14 protein-coding genes are annotated in these 15,097 nt (G+C 71.1%); 8 read left to right on the plus strand and 6 right to left on the minus strand.

The annotated features are described in order from the left end of the window. Nucleotides 1–136 precede the first annotated feature (136 nt). The 4 genes from D7W81_RS12815 to D7W81_RS12830 all read right to left on the minus strand — a co-directional run bounded on the left by D7W81_RS12815 (nucleotide 137) and on the right by D7W81_RS12830 (nucleotide 2,698). Nucleotides 137–772 carry an EcsC family protein gene (locus D7W81_RS12815; RefSeq protein WP_120555647.1) on the minus strand — a complete coding sequence of 212 codons (636 nt, stop codon included), beginning with the start codon at nucleotides 770–772 and terminating at the stop codon, nucleotides 137–139. Nucleotides 773–812: 40 nt separating this feature from the next. Further along, nucleotides 813–1,253, minus strand: a complete 441-nt coding sequence (locus tag D7W81_RS12820; protein WP_120555648.1) for a hypothetical protein — start codon at nucleotides 1,251–1,253, stop codon at nucleotides 813–815. 114 nt (nucleotides 1,254–1,367) lie between these two features. Further along, a complete protein-coding gene (gene panD / locus D7W81_RS12825; RefSeq protein WP_120555649.1) occupies nucleotides 1,368–1,760 on the minus strand; it encodes an aspartate 1-decarboxylase in 393 nt (130 codons plus the stop codon). A 95-nt stretch (nucleotides 1,761–1,855) separates the two neighbouring features. Beyond that, the gene (locus D7W81_RS12830; protein WP_120555650.1) at nucleotides 1,856–2,698 is read right to left on the minus strand and encodes an LEA/WHy family protein; all 843 of its coding nucleotides are present in this window, start codon (nucleotides 2,696–2,698) and stop codon (nucleotides 1,856–1,858) included. 131 nt (nucleotides 2,699–2,829) lie between these two features. On the opposite strand from D7W81_RS12830, the gene D7W81_RS12835 reads away from it, so the two are divergent. From D7W81_RS12835 to D7W81_RS12865, 7 genes are all read left to right on the plus strand, one after another. Further along, a complete protein-coding gene (locus D7W81_RS12835) occupies nucleotides 2,830–4,326 on the plus strand; it encodes an alpha/beta hydrolase (protein WP_120555651.1) in 1,497 nt (498 codons plus the stop codon). Nucleotides 4,327–4,341: 15 nt separating this feature from the next. Beyond that, nucleotides 4,342–5,076 carry an ABC transporter ATP-binding protein gene (locus D7W81_RS12840; RefSeq protein WP_120555652.1) on the plus strand — a complete coding sequence of 245 codons (735 nt, stop codon included), beginning with the start codon at nucleotides 4,342–4,344 and terminating at the stop codon, nucleotides 5,074–5,076. Beyond that, nucleotides 5,073–6,245, plus strand: a complete 1,173-nt coding sequence (locus tag D7W81_RS12845) for an ABC transporter permease (protein ID WP_120555653.1) — start codon at nucleotides 5,073–5,075, stop codon at nucleotides 6,243–6,245. Before D7W81_RS12840 ends, D7W81_RS12845 begins: the two co-directional genes overlap by 4 nt. Nucleotides 6,246–6,279: 34 nt before the next feature. Then, the gene (locus tag D7W81_RS12850) at nucleotides 6,280–6,732 is read left to right on the plus strand and encodes a GNAT family N-acetyltransferase (RefSeq protein WP_120555654.1); all 453 of its coding nucleotides are present in this window, start codon (nucleotides 6,280–6,282) and stop codon (nucleotides 6,730–6,732) included. A 126-nt stretch (nucleotides 6,733–6,858) separates the two neighbouring features. Next, the gene (locus tag D7W81_RS12855; RefSeq protein WP_120555655.1) at nucleotides 6,859–7,932 is read left to right on the plus strand and encodes a DUF2804 domain-containing protein; all 1,074 of its coding nucleotides are present in this window, start codon (nucleotides 6,859–6,861) and stop codon (nucleotides 7,930–7,932) included. A gap of 99 nt (nucleotides 7,933–8,031) precedes the next feature. Beyond that, nucleotides 8,032–9,417 (plus strand): tail fiber domain-containing protein, encoded by a 1,386-nt coding sequence (locus D7W81_RS12860; RefSeq protein WP_120555656.1) that lies wholly within the window; start codon nucleotides 8,032–8,034, stop codon nucleotides 9,415–9,417. Between the two features lie 85 nt (nucleotides 9,418–9,502). Next, nucleotides 9,503–10,570 (plus strand): zinc ribbon domain-containing protein, encoded by a 1,068-nt coding sequence (locus D7W81_RS12865; RefSeq protein WP_147445458.1) that lies wholly within the window; start codon nucleotides 9,503–9,505, stop codon nucleotides 10,568–10,570. On the opposite strand, the gene D7W81_RS12870 is transcribed toward D7W81_RS12865, so the two are convergent. Together D7W81_RS12870 and D7W81_RS12875 are read right to left on the minus strand one after the other, a co-directional pair. After that, on the minus strand, nucleotides 10,562–11,914 hold the full coding sequence (locus tag D7W81_RS12870; RefSeq protein ID WP_120555658.1) for a DUF6986 family protein: 1,353 nt from the start codon (nucleotides 11,912–11,914) through the stop codon (nucleotides 10,562–10,564). The two genes, D7W81_RS12865 and D7W81_RS12870, sit on opposite strands and share 9 nt — an antisense overlap. A gap of 126 nt (nucleotides 11,915–12,040) precedes the next feature. After that, nucleotides 12,041–14,596, minus strand: a complete 2,556-nt coding sequence (locus D7W81_RS12875) for a M1 family metallopeptidase (RefSeq protein WP_120555659.1) — start codon at nucleotides 14,594–14,596, stop codon at nucleotides 12,041–12,043. A 251-nt stretch (nucleotides 14,597–14,847) separates the two neighbouring features. On the opposite strand from D7W81_RS12875, the gene D7W81_RS12880 reads away from it, so the two are divergent. Further along, a partial coding sequence (locus D7W81_RS12880; RefSeq protein WP_147445459.1) for a hypothetical protein occupies nucleotides 14,848–15,097 on the plus strand: 250 nt, incomplete at its 3' end.

Here is a 15,097-nt window from a genome sequence, read left to right on the forward strand (position 1 = left end):
GCCCATCGTGGGACCCGTATGGCGTCACGACGAGCGCGATGGAATCGAGAACCGACTCAGTATGCGTACTCACTGACTGCCCCCCAACGTGTCAGGCCTTGCTTCCGCAAACCTAACACGTGGGGTTCACCGACCGTTACTCCCCGCTCGCCGCCTTGCGCTTCGCGCTGCGGGCCTTCGCGTGCGCCTTGTCGAAGCCTTCGTAGAAGCGCACGGCCTGCTCACCCACCATCTGGATGTGCTGGTTGTTGAGGTACGCCGTGATGGGCGCCGCCACGAGCGGCATCGCGCGGCCCAGCGTCGTCATGCCGCCCTTCGCGAGCAGCAACGCCGCCAGCTTCCCCAGCACCTTCGGTCCGGAGCGGTGCAGCGGCCCCAGCCCGTTGGCGTAGCCGAACAGGTCCAGCAGCTCCCCGCGCGCCCGGTCCGTCTTGAGGTTCGCCTTGTAGAGCGTGGCCACGTCCGTGAGCAGGATGATCTGCAGGTACGCCATGAACGTCAGGTCCGCCGGCAACGAGATGAGCCCGAACACGCCGCTCACGCCGCCCACCATGCCCGCCAGGCTCTTCTTCTCGTCCACCAGCCGCTGCGCCAGTTCCTTGGTCGTCGCGGACGGGTAGCGCTTCTCCAGCGCCGCCACGCGCACGCGCGCCCGGCCCACCTCCGCCTGGATGAGGTCCGACAGGCGCAGCGTCCCCAGCTTCTTCAGCTCCGCGGGGCTCAGCTTCTTCATGAAGCCCAGCCGCTCCGTCACGCTGTCGTAGAAGGCCATGTCCTCCTCCTTTGGCCGCGATGCGCGCGGCCCGTCGTCTCTAGTAACCCCGTTCGGCCAGATACAGGTCCACCAGCGCGCCCTCTTCGTACCAGGCGTGTCGCATCTCCGACTTGAACCACCGCGAGTCCGGACGCGCCGAGCGCACCTCCAGCTTCACCCGGTTGGTCCCCGTGTCGATGACCGCCGCGCGCGCCTTGCACGCCGCGCCCGGCTCCTCGCCGAAGCCGCCCTCCAGGCACACCTCGTCCCCCACCGACAGGCGCCGGGTGTACTCGCTGGCCAGGTAGAGGGCGTCATCACAGCCGCCGCGCACGGAGGCCTTGCCCAGCGCCGCGCAGCGGTCCTGCGCGGGCGAACGGATGACCGGCACGTTGGAGCTGAGCGCGTCCTCGTCGTTGGGGTCGCGCTGATACGGGCCCACCGACTTGCACCCCGCCACCGTCACCAGGGCCAGCAGGCCCGCCCACGTCCACCTCATCGCGTCATCGCCTCCGGGACGCGCGTCGCCGCGCCCGCGCCTTGAAAGGGCGGGAAGCATGGCAGACAGGAGTGGGACCGGCAAAAGGTGCCGGAAGGACCCCGCGAAGCGTCCCTACGCGATACGGCGCGCGGGCCCGGGGATTTCCTCGGTGACGCCAGGAACCGCCCGGTTCTTGCCGTCCACGAAGACGACCGTGGGCTTCCAGTGGGCCGCCTCCGCCTCCTCGACCTCCGCGAAGGTGGCCAGGATGACCAGGTCGCCCGGCTGGTTCAGGTGCGCGGCGGCGCCGTTGATGCAGATGACGCCGCTGCCGGACTCGCCCTCCAGGGCGTACGTCTCCAGGCGGGTGCCGCGCGTGACGTTCCACACCGCGACCTTCTCGAAGGGGAGGATGTCCGCCGCCTTCAGCAGGTCTTGGTCGATGGTCACCGAACCCTCGTAGTCGAGGTCGGCCTGGGTCACCGTCGCGCGGTGGATCTTGGACTTGAAGAGGATGCGGCGCATGGGGGGCCCTCGGGAAGCCGCGCAACCGTAACGGCTCCCCCTTCCAGGAACAACATCCCCGGTGTCCCACCGCCTGCTCCCCTGCATGCCCTCCGTTACTTCGTGAAATTCACGAGCTGGCTCAGGTTCAGGGGCACGGACTGCGCGTCCGACGTCAGGTTGCCCGTCAGGTTCACCTGCGCGTTGCCGCCCGAGCGCAGCGCCATGGCCGCGGACGCGGCGCTCGCGAAGTTGATGGTCAGGGGCAGCGTCACCTGCTTCGTCCCGCTGCCGTCCAGCATGCCCAGGTTGCCCGTGGACAGGTTGCCCACGTTGGCGCCCGCGACCTTGAGCGCCCCGGTGATGCCCGCCACCGGCAGGGGGAAGGCGTTGCGGTTGGTGATGGCCAGCGGGAACTCCACCGTGGCCCCGCTCAGGGTGATGTTGGTGATGCGCGGCGCCTGGAACTGCACCTGGGGAATCTTGGGGACGGGGAACGTGCCCTCCTTCTCCAGGGGGAACTTCAGCAGGCCCAGCGGCGTCTGGATGCCCAGCGTGCCCTGCGCCCTGAAGGCCGCCGCGTCCTTGTTGAGGAACGTGGTCACCACCGGCGCGACGTCCGCGAACTTCACGTTGGCGGGGAAGACAATCTGGCTCTTGCCGTTGGACTTGAGGTTCAAGCCCTCCTTCGGCTTGCCGGCCACCAGCTGCTTGCCCTCCACGAAGAAGGCGTAGTCCACCGACGCCAGCTTCAGGCCCAGGCTGTTGGGGTTGTCCAGCTCGTACACCAGGTCCACCGTGGCGTCGGACAGGGAGGCGTCCGACAGCCGGGCCGTCTTGAACTTCAACGTGGGCTTCTTGAAGGCGCCGTTGAGCAGGCTCTGCAGCGTGGCGCAGCCGGCGAGCGTGGTGAGCGAGAGAGCGAAGAGGACCAGGAACGCGCGTTTCTTCATGGGCATGGGCGTAGCAGAGGACGCCCCGCGTTCGCGCGGATTCAATCGCCGCGCGTGTCGGGGCCTCGACGGGTGCACCTTCGACACGCCAATGGTATGCGCCAGGAGGACTCCCCCGTGCTGGAGGTTGGCTCCTCGTGACAGGTGGTATCTTGTCTCACCCCTTCGCGCTGGCGGTGCTGGCGGCGCTGTCACTCACGGGCTGCTCGAAGTCTTCCAGCGCCGAGCCTGGCGCCGGCACCGCGCCCGCGCGGCGGATGGACCTGAAGCCGTGCCGGCTGGACGGGGTGGCCGCGCAGACGCTGTGCGGCACGCTGGAGGTCTTCGAGGACCGCGCCGCGGCGAAGGGGCGCAAGTTGTCCCTGCGCGTGGTGGTGGTGCCCGCGCTCGCGTCGCAGCCGAAGGAGGATCCGCTGTTCTTCCTCGCCGGGGGCCCCGGTCAGGCGGCGTCCCGCACGCGCATCCTGCCCGCGTTGGATCGCATCCGGCGCCAGCGCGACATCGTCTTCGTGGACCAGCGCGGCACGGGGGATTCCCACCCGCTGGACTGCGAGGCATTGAACCCGTCGCGCACGTCGCTGGCGGAGCGCTTCGAGGACCGCGAGGACGCGGACGTGATTCCCCAGTGCCGCAAGGGCTGGGACGCGGACGAGCGGCTCTACACCACGTCCATCGCGATGGACGACCTGGACGACGTGCGCGCGGCGCTGGGCTACGGGCAGGTGAACCTGTGGGGCATCTCCTACGGGACGCGCGCGGCGCTGGTGTACATGCGCCAGCACCCGGACCGCGTGCGCACCGCCATCCTGGATGGCGTCGCCCCCATGGGGCAGTACCTGCCGCTGTACGCCGCGCGCGACGGCCAGCGCGCCCTGGACCTGCTCCTGGACGCGTGCGCGAAGGACGGCGTCTGCGCGAAGGCGTACCCGGACCTGCGGGCGCGCACGGAAGCGCTGCTCGCGAAGCTGGAGGCCGCTCCCGCGAAGGTGCACCTGCCGCACCCGCGCACGGGCGTGCCGGAGTACTTCACGCTCACCCGGCGCGTCTTCCTGTCGGAGCTGTTCTCGCTGCTCTACAGCCCGGACGTCGCGTCGCTGGTGCCCTTGATGCTGGACCGCGCCACGAAGGATGACTGGACGTCCTTCGTCGCGCTGTCCCTGGGGCTCACGGATGAAGTGGCCCGCACCACCAGCCGGGGCATGTTCCTGGCCGTGGTGTGCGCGGAGGACGCGCCCTTCTTCACGGAGGAGGACGCCGAGCGCGAGGCGAAGGGCACCTGGTTCGGCTCGCGCATGGCGCTGGACGTGAAGCGCGCGTGCGAGAAGTGGCCGCGGGCGAACGTGCCGAAGAGCTTCCGCGAGCCGGTGAAGTCGGACATCCCCACGCTGCTCTTGTCCGGCGAATTGGATCCGGTGACGCCGCCGCCCTGGGGCGAGGAGGCGAAGCGGACGCTGACGCACAGCCTGCACGTGGTGGTGCCGGGGCTGGGGCACAACACGGTGGGCGCGGACTGCGCGCGCACGCTGATGGCGGAGGTGCTCACGCGCGGCAGCGTGGAGGGCCTGTCGCCGGACTGTGGCGCGGGCCTCAAGCGGCCGCCCTTCTTCACCTCCTTCGCTGGCCCCGTGCCGTAGGATTCTCAAGCGCCCATGATTGAAGCCAGGAACCTGCACAAGCGCTTCGGCTCCGTGACGGCCGTGCACGACGTGTCCTTCACCGCGGAGGACGGCGTCATCACGGGCCTGCTGGGCCCCAACGGCGCGGGGAAGACGACGACGCTGCGCATGCTCTACACGCTGGTGCGCCCGGACGGCGGCACCGCCACCGTGGACGGCGTGGACGTGGCCCAGAAGCCGGAGGTGGCCCGGAGAGCCCTGGGCGTGCTGCCCGACGCGCGCGGCCTCTACCCGCGCCTCACCGCGCGCGAGCACGCGCGGTACTTCGGCGAGCTGCACGGGCTGTCCGGCGCGGGTCTGGACGCGCGCGTGGAGGAGCTGGTGGAGCTCCTGGACATGAAGGACATCGCGGACCGGCGCACGGAGGGCTTCAGCCAGGGCGAGCGCGTGAAGGTGGCGCTGGCGCGCGCGCTGGTGCACGGGCCTCGCAACGTGCTGCTGGACGAGCCCACCAACGGCCTGGACGTGATGGCCACGCGCTCCGTACGCACGCTGTTGCGCAAGCTGAAGGCGCAGGGCTGCTGCGTGGTGTTCTCCAGCCACGTGATGCAGGAGGTGGCCGCGCTGTGTGACCGCATCGTGGTGGTGGCGCGCGGGCGGGTGGTGGCGGACGGGACGGCGGACGCGCTGCGCGCGAGCACCGGCAAGGACAGCCTGGAGGAAGCCTTCGTGAGCGTGATTGGCAGCGAGCAGGGGTTGCGCGAATGAGGGGCCAGGTCGGAACGGTGCTGCGCAAGGAGGTGCTCGACCACCTGCGGGACCGGCGCACGCTGGGCTCCGCGGTGCTGTGGCCGCTGCTGGGCCCGCTGGTGTTCCTGGTGATGTTCAACGTGATGGCCTCCTGGTACCGGCAGGACCGGCCGCTGGAGATGCCCGTGGTGGGCCGCGAGCACGCGCCCAGCCTGATGGCCTTCCTGGAGCGCTACGGCGCGAAGCTGACGGAGGCCCCGAAGGACTACGAGGCGCTGGTGCAGGCCGGGAAGCTGGACGTGGTGCTGGTGGTGCCGGACGACTACGCGCAGGACTTCGCGGACGGGCACACCGCCGCGGTGCGGCTGGTGGTGGACAGCTCGCGCAACAAGGCCCGCCAGTCCGTGCAGCGCGCGCAGCGGATGCTGGCGGCGTACTCGCAGCAGACCGGCAGCCAGCGCCTGTTCGCGCGCGGCGTGTCCCCGGAGCTGGCGGTGCCCGTGCGCGTGGATGAATTGGATTTGTCCACGCCCGAGCGCACCGCGGCCACGGTGCTCACCACCATCCCGCTGTTCCTGGTGATGGCGGCGTTCGCGGGCGGCATGCAGCTGGCAAGCGACACCATGGCGGGCGAGCGTGAGCGCGGCTCGCTGGAGCCCCTGCTGCTCAACCCCGCCCCGCGCGGCGCGGTGGTGGCGGGCAAGTGGCTGGCCACCTGCGCCATGGCGGGCACAGGCGTGCTGTTGTGTCTGGTGGGCTACTTCCTGGTGGTGAAGCGCGTGCCGCTGGAGGACCTGGGCGTGCGCGCCCGGTTCGACGCGCCGGCCGCGCTGGGCATGCTGGCCGCGGTGCTGCCGCTGGTGCTGGCCGCGTCCGCCGTGCAGATGTGGGTGTCCACCTATGCACGGTCGTTCAAGGAGGCGCAGACGTACCTGTCGCTCCTGATGGTGCTGCCCACGCTGCCCGGGATGCTGCTGGCGCTGTCCCCCATCCAGACCCAGACGTGGATGTTCGCGGTCCCGGTGCTGGGGCAGGAGCTGCTCGCGGGCGAGGTGATGCGCGGCGAGTCGCTGGGCCCGGCGCCCTTCGTCCTCGCGCTCCTCTCCTGCGTGGTGGTGTCAGCGGTGGCGCTGCACTTCACCACGCGTCTGTTGAGCCAGGAGCGCATCATCTTCGGCAGGAGCTGACCTGCTTCAGGCAGGTCCGTTAAGGTGATGGCCCGTGACCCTGCGCAACGTTACAGAGGAAGACCTCCCGCTCTTCTTCGAGCACCAACGCGACGAGGTCGCGCTGCGAATGGCCGCATTCCCGTCGCGGGAACGCGATGCCTTCCTGACCCACTGGCGCACGAAGGTGCTCCGCCCCGAGAACGTGACCCGCACCATCGTCGTTGGCGGCCGGGTCGCTGGGTACATGGGCAGTTGGGAACAGGACGGAAAGCGCCTCATCGCCTATTGGATGGGTCGCGAGCACTGGGGCAAGGGCCTCGCGACACGGGCGCTCTCGGAGTTCCTCGTGCATGAGCCGGTTCGTCCGCTCCATGCGTGGGTCGCTGTCCACAACGCCGGGTCCATCCGCGTCCTCGAGAAGTGTGGCTTCCGCACGGTGGCCCAGGAGAACCCGCCGCACGCGGACGGAGTTGCCGAGGTCCTCATGATGCTGGGTCCTGAATAGCGTCCTTGAGCCACTTCCCTGAAGAGGGGGAGCGGGCAGGCTCGGGCGTCCCGAGTGTTTTCGGGGCGCCGCTTGGGCGCTGTGTTCGCGTGACAGGGACAGCGAAGTGCCGTCCAATGTTTCGCGATGACGCTTGAGCGTGAACGAGAAGCCTTGCTGCCCTTCGCCCCGGCCTCGGTGGCCTCCACGGAAGGGGAACCGCGGTTCGGGACGTATCAGGGAGAGCTGCCGGAGGTGGACCTGCCCCGGCTGTTGGGGAAGTGGGCCCCGGGGCGCACCACGCGCCTGCTCAAGCGCAAGCGCTGGCACTACACCTTCGTCGCCACCCAGGAGGTGGCGGCCCTCTTCGCGGTGGTGGACCTGGGCTACACGGCCAACGCCTTCGCGGTGGCGGTGGACCTCCAGGAGAAGAAGCCCCTGTGCGACGTGAGCTTCCTGGGCGTGCCCGGGCCGCTCGCGGAGGTGAGTGACAAGCCGGGCGCGGGGCTCGTGGCGGCCTTCCGCACCCTGGGCGGGCGCATGTCCGTGAAGCGCGGCGAGTCCGACGAGCGCTACCAGGTGGAGGTGGACGTCAGCCGCATGCGCACGCAGTCGCTCCAGACGTTCCAGTGGAACGGCGAGCTGCTGGTGGCGGGCGGTCCGCCGGCCCTCACCGTCATCGCGCCGGTGGAGGGCGACGGGCTGGTCAACGTCACCCAGAAGCGCAGCGGCCTGCTGGCCTTCGGCAGCCTGGAGGCGGGAGGCCGGCGCTTCCGGTTGGACGGCGGCGTGGGCGGCATGGACTACACCCAGGGCTACCTGGCGCGGCACACCGCCTGGCGCTGGGCCTTCGCGGCCGGGCGGCTGGCGGACGGCACGCCCGTGGGCCTCAACCTGGTGGAGGGCTTCAACGAGGGCGTCACCGAGGCCAACGAGAACGCCGTCTGGCTGGGTGACCGGCTCTACCCCGTGGGCCGCGCGCGCTTCGAATACGACGCGAAGGAGCTGCTGGACCCGTGGCGCCTGACGACGGCGGACGGCGCCGTGGACCTGCGCTTCAAGCCCATCTACGTGCACCGCGAGGAGCGCAACCTGCGCCTCGTGGTGAGCCACTTCGCGCAGCCCGTGGGCTTCTTCGAGGGCACCCTGCGCGTGGGCGGCCAGGAGCTGAAGCTGTCCAACGTCCCCGGCGTCACCGAGGACCAGGACATGCTCTGGTAGGGGCTGTTCTCCCGGAGGGCCGGACTCTCCGGGAGGTCCTGGGTTGTCTTGGACCCGGTGCTTTGACAGTGTGGGCGCTCTTCACCGGGAGAGCACCGCATGTCGTCTGTCCGAGGAGCTGGAGTCGCGCTGGGCTGTGTCGTGGGATTGCTCACCAGCGCCTGTGGTTCCGACCCTGCGCCCTCGACGCAGCGGGAGATTGGCACGGGGCTGACGCTGGAGGGCGACGCCGTGCGCGTCGTCTACGGCAACGGGCCGGGCACGGCGGTGGAGGGGAATGATCCTCGCCTGTCGGCCGCGGGGCAGGGCATCCGGAACGGGACGGAGCCGCAGGACGCGTCGTTCGCGGTGGGGGGCACGGGCCAGGTGCGGGGCCGGCTGACGGCGAACGCGGACGTGGTGCTGGACGCGGCGGCGTCCGCGAAGACGCCGGTGCCGCTGCTGTCCGTGAGCAACACCGTGTCCGGGACGGGCGAGCCCACCTGGGAGCGCCAGGGCGTGTTCGCGGTGGACTCCGCGGGCGGGCTGGTGGCGCGCGGGGCGTTCGGCTTCGGCACCCTCCCCGCGCAGGGCAAGGGGACCCGGATGATGTGGTACCCGGGCATGGGCGCCTTCCGCGCGGGCACCGTGGACACGCAGTGGGATGCCGCGAACGTGGGGGAGTACTCCTGGGCGGGAGGCTCCAATACCGTGGCCAGCAGGTATGGCGCCTTCGCGTTCGGCGACCTGTGCGAGGCGACCGCCACGGTCGCGGTGTGCATGGGCTCCAGCAACAAGGCCAGCGGGACGGCGTCCTTCACCGTGGGGGCTTCCAGCATCGCGAGCGGCTTCGCCTCCGTGGCCGCGGGCTACACCACCGTGGCCGCGGGGCAGGGCTCGGTGGCGCTGGGGTACCGCACCAGCGCGGACGCGGACTACTCGACGGCGCTGGGCCAGCGCGCGAGCTCCGGTGGCTTCACCGGGTCCTTCATCTGGGCGGACCAGTCCACCGTCTCCAGCGTGGTGACGAACACGGCGAACAACCAGTTCATGGCGCGCGCGGCGGGCGGGTTCCGGTTCCGCACGAGCAGCAACCTGACCACGGGCTGTGACCTGCCCGCGGGCTCGGCCGGGTTCAGCTGCACGTCGGACCGGACCACGAAGGAGGACTTCCGCCGCGTGGACGCGGAGGCCGTGCTGGCGAAGGTGGCGGCGATGCCGGTGGAGAGCTGGCGCTACAAGACGGAAGCGGACGGCGTGCGGCACGTGGGCCCGGTGGCGCAGGACTTCCGCGCGGCGTTCGGCCTGGGCACGGATGACAAGAGCATTGGCCTCCTGGACATCGACGGCGTGAACATGGTGGCCATCCAGGCGCTGGCGCGCCGCACGGAGGAGCTGAACGCGAAGAGCGCGGAGGTGGACGCGCTCAAGGCGCAGATGGCGGAGCTCCAGCGCAGCCTGTCCCGCCTGGAAGCGGCCGTGCATGCGAAGGGCGCGAAGCCCTGAGGGCTGCCTGCGCGTTCATGGAGGATGCAGCAGGGGCGCGGTGTAGGCTCCTCGCGCCTTTTTCGCCTGAGGAGGACTCCACCCCATGTCCTGCCCGCATTGTGGTCAGCCGCTCCCTGAAGACCGGTCGTCGCGGACGTGTCCCCACTGCGGCGGGGACCTGAACGCGCCCGGTTCGCCGGTGATGGACGAGGTGGCGGACACCGCTCAAAAGGCTGCGGACTCGGCGGGCCGCGCGGTGCAGGACGTGCTGGACGACCCGAGGCTGCGCGAGCGGCTGCCCGGGGGCTCGCTGCCGCTGCTCGGCTCCGGGTTGGTGGCGGCTGCGGTGGTGGTGCCGGTGCTGCCCTTCGTCGCTGGCGGGCTGGGGCTGCCGTGGTCGGCGTTGATGCTGGTGGGCGCCGGCATGCTGGGCGCGCGCGAGTGGGTGGCCGCGGGCCGGACGCTGCCGCCCGCGCTGGTGCCAGTGGTGAAGTGGGCCGCGCATCCGGCGTTCCTGCCGATGTTCACGGCGCTCACCGTGACGCAGGCGTTCCTGTCGCTGGGGCTGGGCGTGGCGCCGCTGTTGTGGTTGCTGGCGGCGGTGGTGCTGGCTTCCGTGCAGTGGCGCGCGTTCAAGGCGTCGTCGCTGGCGGAGCTGTCACTCACCCGTCGGCCCGCGGACGTGCGGCTGAAGCGTTGGGTGTTCGCGGGCGTGGCGGCGTGCGCGGTGGGGCTGCTGTTGCCGTGGAGCTCGGCGTGGTCGCTGGTGCCCACGGCGCACCTGCAGCGCGAGCGCAACATCACCATCGACGACAACTTCGGCTGGGACATCCAGGACAACGACACGTGGAAGTTCAACACGCTGGTGCTCCCGGCGGCGGGACGTGGCGCGGGAACGGGGCGCGGACGGCTGGGCGCGACGGGCGTGGTGCTGGGGCTGCTGGCGCTGGGCGTGCTGGGGTCCGTGCGGCGCGCGAGGGAGGCGCTGCCCTCGGTGGTGCCGGCGGTGCTCGCGGGGCTCATCACCGTCTGGGCGCTGACGGGCCTGTCGTCGCGGCCGGGGCCGTGGCTGTTCCTGCTGGGCATCCTCGCGGTGGACGTGGCCGTCGCGCGCGAGTGGCTGGGGCCCCGGAGCGCGGCGCCCCCCGCGGAGCCGCCCGCGTCAGCGTGACGCGCGGCCCTGGACGATGGCGCGGAAGGAGCGGCTTCGCAGCTCCTCCAGCGTCAGGCCGGTGGCGCGGGTCTCCTCTTCGGTGAGGGCGCCGCAGGCGAGCCCGCGCAGGAAGAAGTTGAGCAGCCCCTGGCCGGTGGCGGCGTCGTCGAACACGTCGCCCAGGAGGGTGGCCTGGGCGGCCTTGTCCACGAAGGCCTTGAGGCGCTGGGACGCGGGCTCCAGGCCCTCCAGGAAGAAGGCGTAGACGGCGGCGTAGCGCACGGGGAGCTGGGCGGGGTGCAGGTCCCAGCCCTGGTAGTAGCCGCGCTCCAGCGAGTGGCGCGTGTGCCGGTACGCCACCTGCCACGCGCGGTGCACGGCGTCGGTGTTCTCGCGCAGCTGCATGGGAAGAAGGGGCGTGTCGCCCTGCTTGCGGTGGGGGCCCACGGGCATGACGTTGGTGGCGCCGTCGGACAGGCGCACGCCGCTGCCCGCGAGGAGCACCTGCACGGTGTCGCGCAGGGAATCGCAAGCGGGGTGGAGCATGTGCTGCATGTGCGCGCTGACGTCCAGGGCGGCGGTGTAGTCGTAGACGCCCAGGTGCACGTGGGAGCAGCGGCCCTCGCCGGCCTCCACGAGCGAGCGCAGGTGCGGCCGGCCGCGCGCGTCGAAGAGGGCCTGGGGCGTCTCCACCATCAGCTCCAGCGAGAGCGCGCCCGGGGACAGGTGGTGGGCGGACTCCAGCTCCGAGAGGAGCTTGGCCAGGGCGGTCACCTGTTCCGGCACGGTGACCTTGGGCAGGGTGACGACGAAGGACGGGGGCAGCCTGCCACCGGATTGCTCCAGCAACGCGGTGACGAAGAGGTCCAGGGTGCGCGAGGCGCGGGCGTAGAGCTCTTCCGTGAAGGACTTCACGCGGATGCCGATGAACGGCGGGAGCGAGTCCTGCTCCAGGCCCCGGGCGACTTCCGCAGCGGCGGAGACGGCGTGGGCGTCTTCCTCGGAGTCGGGGCGGTGGCCGTAGCCGTCCTCGAAGTCGATGCGGAAGTCCTCCACGGGTTCACGCTGGAGCTTGTCCACGACGCGGTCATGGACGCGCTGGGCGAAGCCGCCGCGCTGGGGCAGGCCCAGGCCGTGGGCGAGCTGGGAGCCATCGGCGGCATGGTCGCGCAGCGCCGCGAGCGCCAGGTCCCCCATCTTCCGCGCGGTGCCAGCGCGGAAGAGGTGGGCACCGCCGTATACGGTGTGCACGGGCTGGCGCCGGGCGGAGTCGCCCGGGTAGGCGTGGCCAAACGCCACGTTGGCGCGGCGCAGGGCCTCACGGGAGGCGGCGGAGGCTTCAGGCGTGAGCGTGGTCTTCATGGAGCCTGCCATCATGGCAGAGGGGTGGCGCCTCGGTCCGGACATGATGAAGCACGTGCGCATGAGGAGGCCCGGGAGCACTGGAGCCCCCAGGCCAGGCGGAACCGAGGTGACCGCTCCCTCACCTCACGGCTGGCGCTTGAGCCACGCGGCCACTTCCGGGGCCACGCGCTCGCGCAGGGCCACGTCCTGCGTCAGGCGCTCCAGCGTCTGCGCCGTGGCCTGCTGGGCCTCCGGAATGGGGTTCGCCTGGAGCAGTGCCTTCACCTGCTCCAGGTGCTCGCGCGTGCGCAAGAGGCCCAGGCCTTCCACCACCCGGCGCAGCAGCATGGGCGCCGCTCCCGTGCGGGTCACCAGCTCCTTCCAACGCTTCTGCAGCTGCTCCCACCACGCGTCGCGCCCGGTGCGGTTGCCCAGCAGGCCCGTCGCGAAGCTCGCCACGTCCTGCGTCTTCACCGTCTCGGAGAACAGCAGCGCCTGCGCCCGCTCCGTCAGCTTCGCGTCCTCGAAGGACGTGAGCGCCATCAGGTAGCGCCGCTGCGTCGCCGGGTCCGGCTCCTTCGGCATCCGCTGCAACAGGTCATCGAACAGCGCCGCGTCGCCCGCGCGCGCCACCATGCCCACCGCCGTGTCCAGCAGGTTCGCGTCCAGCGCGGACTTGTCCCCCTGGAGCATCCGCTGCACCAGCGGCCTCGCCTCCGCCAGGACCTCCGGACTGCGCGCCAGGCCTCCCACCGCGCGCACCAGCGCCGCGCGGCGCAGCTTCACCCGGTCCGGCTCGCCCTGCGCCGCCTGCCAGCCCAGCTTCTTCAGGCCGCCGCCCAACAGCCCCTCCACCCAGCGGCGGAAGCGCTCCTGGTCCTCGCCCTCCGTCAGCCGGTTATCGATGTAACCGAGCCGCCCGATGAGCTCGTCCAGCACCGCCTCGTCCTCCTCGTCCCCGAAGCGCGCCGCCAGGTCCAACAGGTCCGCCACCGGCGCCTGCCCCGCGCGCACCAGCGCCCACATGTCCGCGAGCAGCGAGATGCGCTCCGACGGCGCCAGCGTCCCCATGTTCGCCGCCAGCGCGTCCAGCGCCGTCTTCTCGTACGCCACCCGGTAGAAGCCCGTGGAGCCGCCGTTGGCGCACAGCCACTTCACGTCCCCCGCGCCGCCCTCCAGCGTCACCGTCGTCTGCGCGTCGCGGAAGAGCACGCGCTGCTCCTTCACGCCGCTCGCGTCCTCGAAGCGCAGCACCATGGGCACCGGCCACGTCTCCGGGCTCTTCACCCCCGGCTCCGAATAGAGGCGCCGCTGCGACAGCGTCACCTTGCGGCCCTCCAGCTTCACCGACACCAGCGGGAAGCCACTCTGGCCAATCCACTTGGTGGCCAGCTCGTTCACCGGCTGCTTCGCGGCCTCACCCAGCGCGTTCCACAGGTCTTCCTTCACCGCGTTCGCGCGCGCGTGCTTGCGCATGTACAGCCGGATGCCTTCACGGAAGGGGCCCTCTCCCAGGAACCCTTCAATCATCCGCAGCACCGCGCCGCCCTTCTCGTAGGTGATGGCGTCGAAGCTCTCGCCGGCCTCACCGGCGTTGCGCACCTCACCGTGGATGGGGTGCGTGGACTTGAGCGCGTCCAGCGCCAGCGCGCTCGCCCGGTGCGCGTCGAAGTCCAGCCACATGCGCCAGTCCGGCCGCCACTGGTCCACGATCTTGAACGCCATCCACGTCGCGAACGCCTCGTTGAGCCAGAGGTCATCCCACCACACCATCGTCACCCAGTTGCCGAACCACTGGTGCGCCAGCTCATGCGTCACCACCTCCGCCACGCGCTTCTGCACGGACAGCGGCGCGGTGGCCGGATCCAGCAGCAGCGCCACCTCCCGGTACGTGATGAGGCCGGCGTTCTCCATCGCGCCCGCCTCGAAGTCCGGGATGCCCACCTGGTCCACCTTGCCAAAGCCATACGGCAGCCCGAAGTAGTCCTGCAGCCGCGGCAGGACCTGGAGCGCCGCGTCCTGGCCGAACTTCGCCAGGTGCGCCTTCTCCGGCAGCGCCCACGTGCGCACCGGGATGCCCTCCGCCTTCTCCTCCGGCGTGCCCACCAGCGGACCCACCACCAGCGCGATGAGGTACGAGCTGAGCAGCTCCGTCTCCTCGAACGTCACCTTGCGCAGCGCCCCGTCCGCCTCGTCCTTCACCACCCGGCCGTTGCCCAGCACCGTGTGCCCCTGGGGCACGCGCACCGTGAGCGCCCAGCGCGCCTTGAAGGCGGGCTCGTCGAAGCAGGGGAACAGCCGGCGCGCGTCCGCGGCCTCGAACTGCGTCGCGGCCACCTTGCCCGCCGCGTACAGCCCGCGCAGGCCCTCGCTGAAGCGCCCCGTCCACAGCACGTCCAGCGTGGCGCTGCCCGCGGGCAGGGGCGCATCGAACGTGAGCACCACCGTCTCGCTCACCGGAGCGACGCGCTTGGACGCGGGCTTGCGCACGTCGTTGCCGGCGCGGAAGGTGACCTCGCCCAGCTCCAGCGCGTTGGCGTGGAGGATGATCTCCGTCGTGGGCTGGGACAGCTCCAGCTCCACGCGCTGTTCACCCGTGAAGCTGCGCCCCTCCAGGTCCAGGGTCACCGTCGCCTGATAGCGGCGCGGACGGAGGGTGGTGGGCAGACGGAAGTTCTTGTCGTCGGTGGGATGCGCCATAGGGGCGGCAATCTAGCGCCGGCCACGCCTTGTGCCTGTGCTCCATTTCCCAGTGTCCGCCGCTTCACGGCGCTCCCGAGGGCGCCGCGGCGCACCTGGGTGACGGTGTCGCTCCGCCGCTAGAGCCCAACCCTCGGGGGCCTGTCGCGCCGTACATCCACCTCCACCGGGCGACACCTTCGTTGGCCGCCGGGCAGGGAGGTGCCTTCGTGGATGGCTTTGGACCAGAGGACTCGCGCAGACTGCCGGGCATGGTCTCCCGTCTCTTCCGAGTGGTCCTGTTGTCGGTGGTCACCGTGCTGGGGTTGTCCATCGCGCAGGAGCTGGGCGAGCGCTGTGTCCAGGGGCTGGAGGAGGGCTTGCGCGTGGCGGCCTTCTGGCGGCTGTCCCCGGTGGAGAAGGGGGTGGTGCACCGGCTCGCGCAGCTGGCCGTCTTCGCGGGCGTGGGCGCGCTGTTGGGGGCCTTGCAGTCGCGCGTGCTGCGCGGGGCGGGGTTCCAGG

This window comes from Corallococcus aberystwythensis, assembly GCF_003612165.1.
GTDB classification, from domain to species: Bacteria; Myxococcota; Myxococcia; order Myxococcales; family Myxococcaceae; genus Corallococcus; species Corallococcus aberystwythensis.

Coding starts and splice junctions, on each gene's coding strand:
- D7W81_RS12815 (WP_120555647.1), bottom strand. CDS start 772: ATGGCCTTCTACGACAGCGTGACGGAGCGGCTGGGCTTCATGAAGAAG.
- D7W81_RS12820 (WP_120555648.1), bottom strand. CDS start 1,253: ATGAGGTGGACGTGGGCGGGCCTGCTGGCCCTGGTGACGGTGGCGGGG.
- panD (WP_120555649.1), bottom strand. CDS start 1,760: ATGCGCCGCATCCTCTTCAAGTCCAAGATCCACCGCGCGACGGTGACC.
- D7W81_RS12830 (WP_120555650.1), bottom strand. CDS start 2,698: ATGCCCATGAAGAAACGCGCGTTCCTGGTCCTCTTCGCTCTCTCGCTC.
- D7W81_RS12840 (WP_120555652.1), top strand. CDS start 4,342: ATGATTGAAGCCAGGAACCTGCACAAGCGCTTCGGCTCCGTGACGGCC.
- D7W81_RS12845 (WP_120555653.1), top strand. CDS start 5,073: ATGAGGGGCCAGGTCGGAACGGTGCTGCGCAAGGAGGTGCTCGACCAC.
- D7W81_RS12855 (WP_120555655.1), top strand. CDS start 6,859: ATGACGCTTGAGCGTGAACGAGAAGCCTTGCTGCCCTTCGCCCCGGCC.
- D7W81_RS12860 (WP_120555656.1), top strand. CDS start 8,032: ATGTCGTCTGTCCGAGGAGCTGGAGTCGCGCTGGGCTGTGTCGTGGGA.
- D7W81_RS12865 (WP_147445458.1), top strand. CDS start 9,503: ATGTCCTGCCCGCATTGTGGTCAGCCGCTCCCTGAAGACCGGTCGTCG.
- D7W81_RS12870 (WP_120555658.1), bottom strand. CDS start 11,914: ATGAAGACCACGCTCACGCCTGAAGCCTCCGCCGCCTCCCGTGAGGCC.
- D7W81_RS12875 (WP_120555659.1), bottom strand. CDS start 14,596: ATGGCGCATCCCACCGACGACAAGAACTTCCGTCTGCCCACCACCCTC.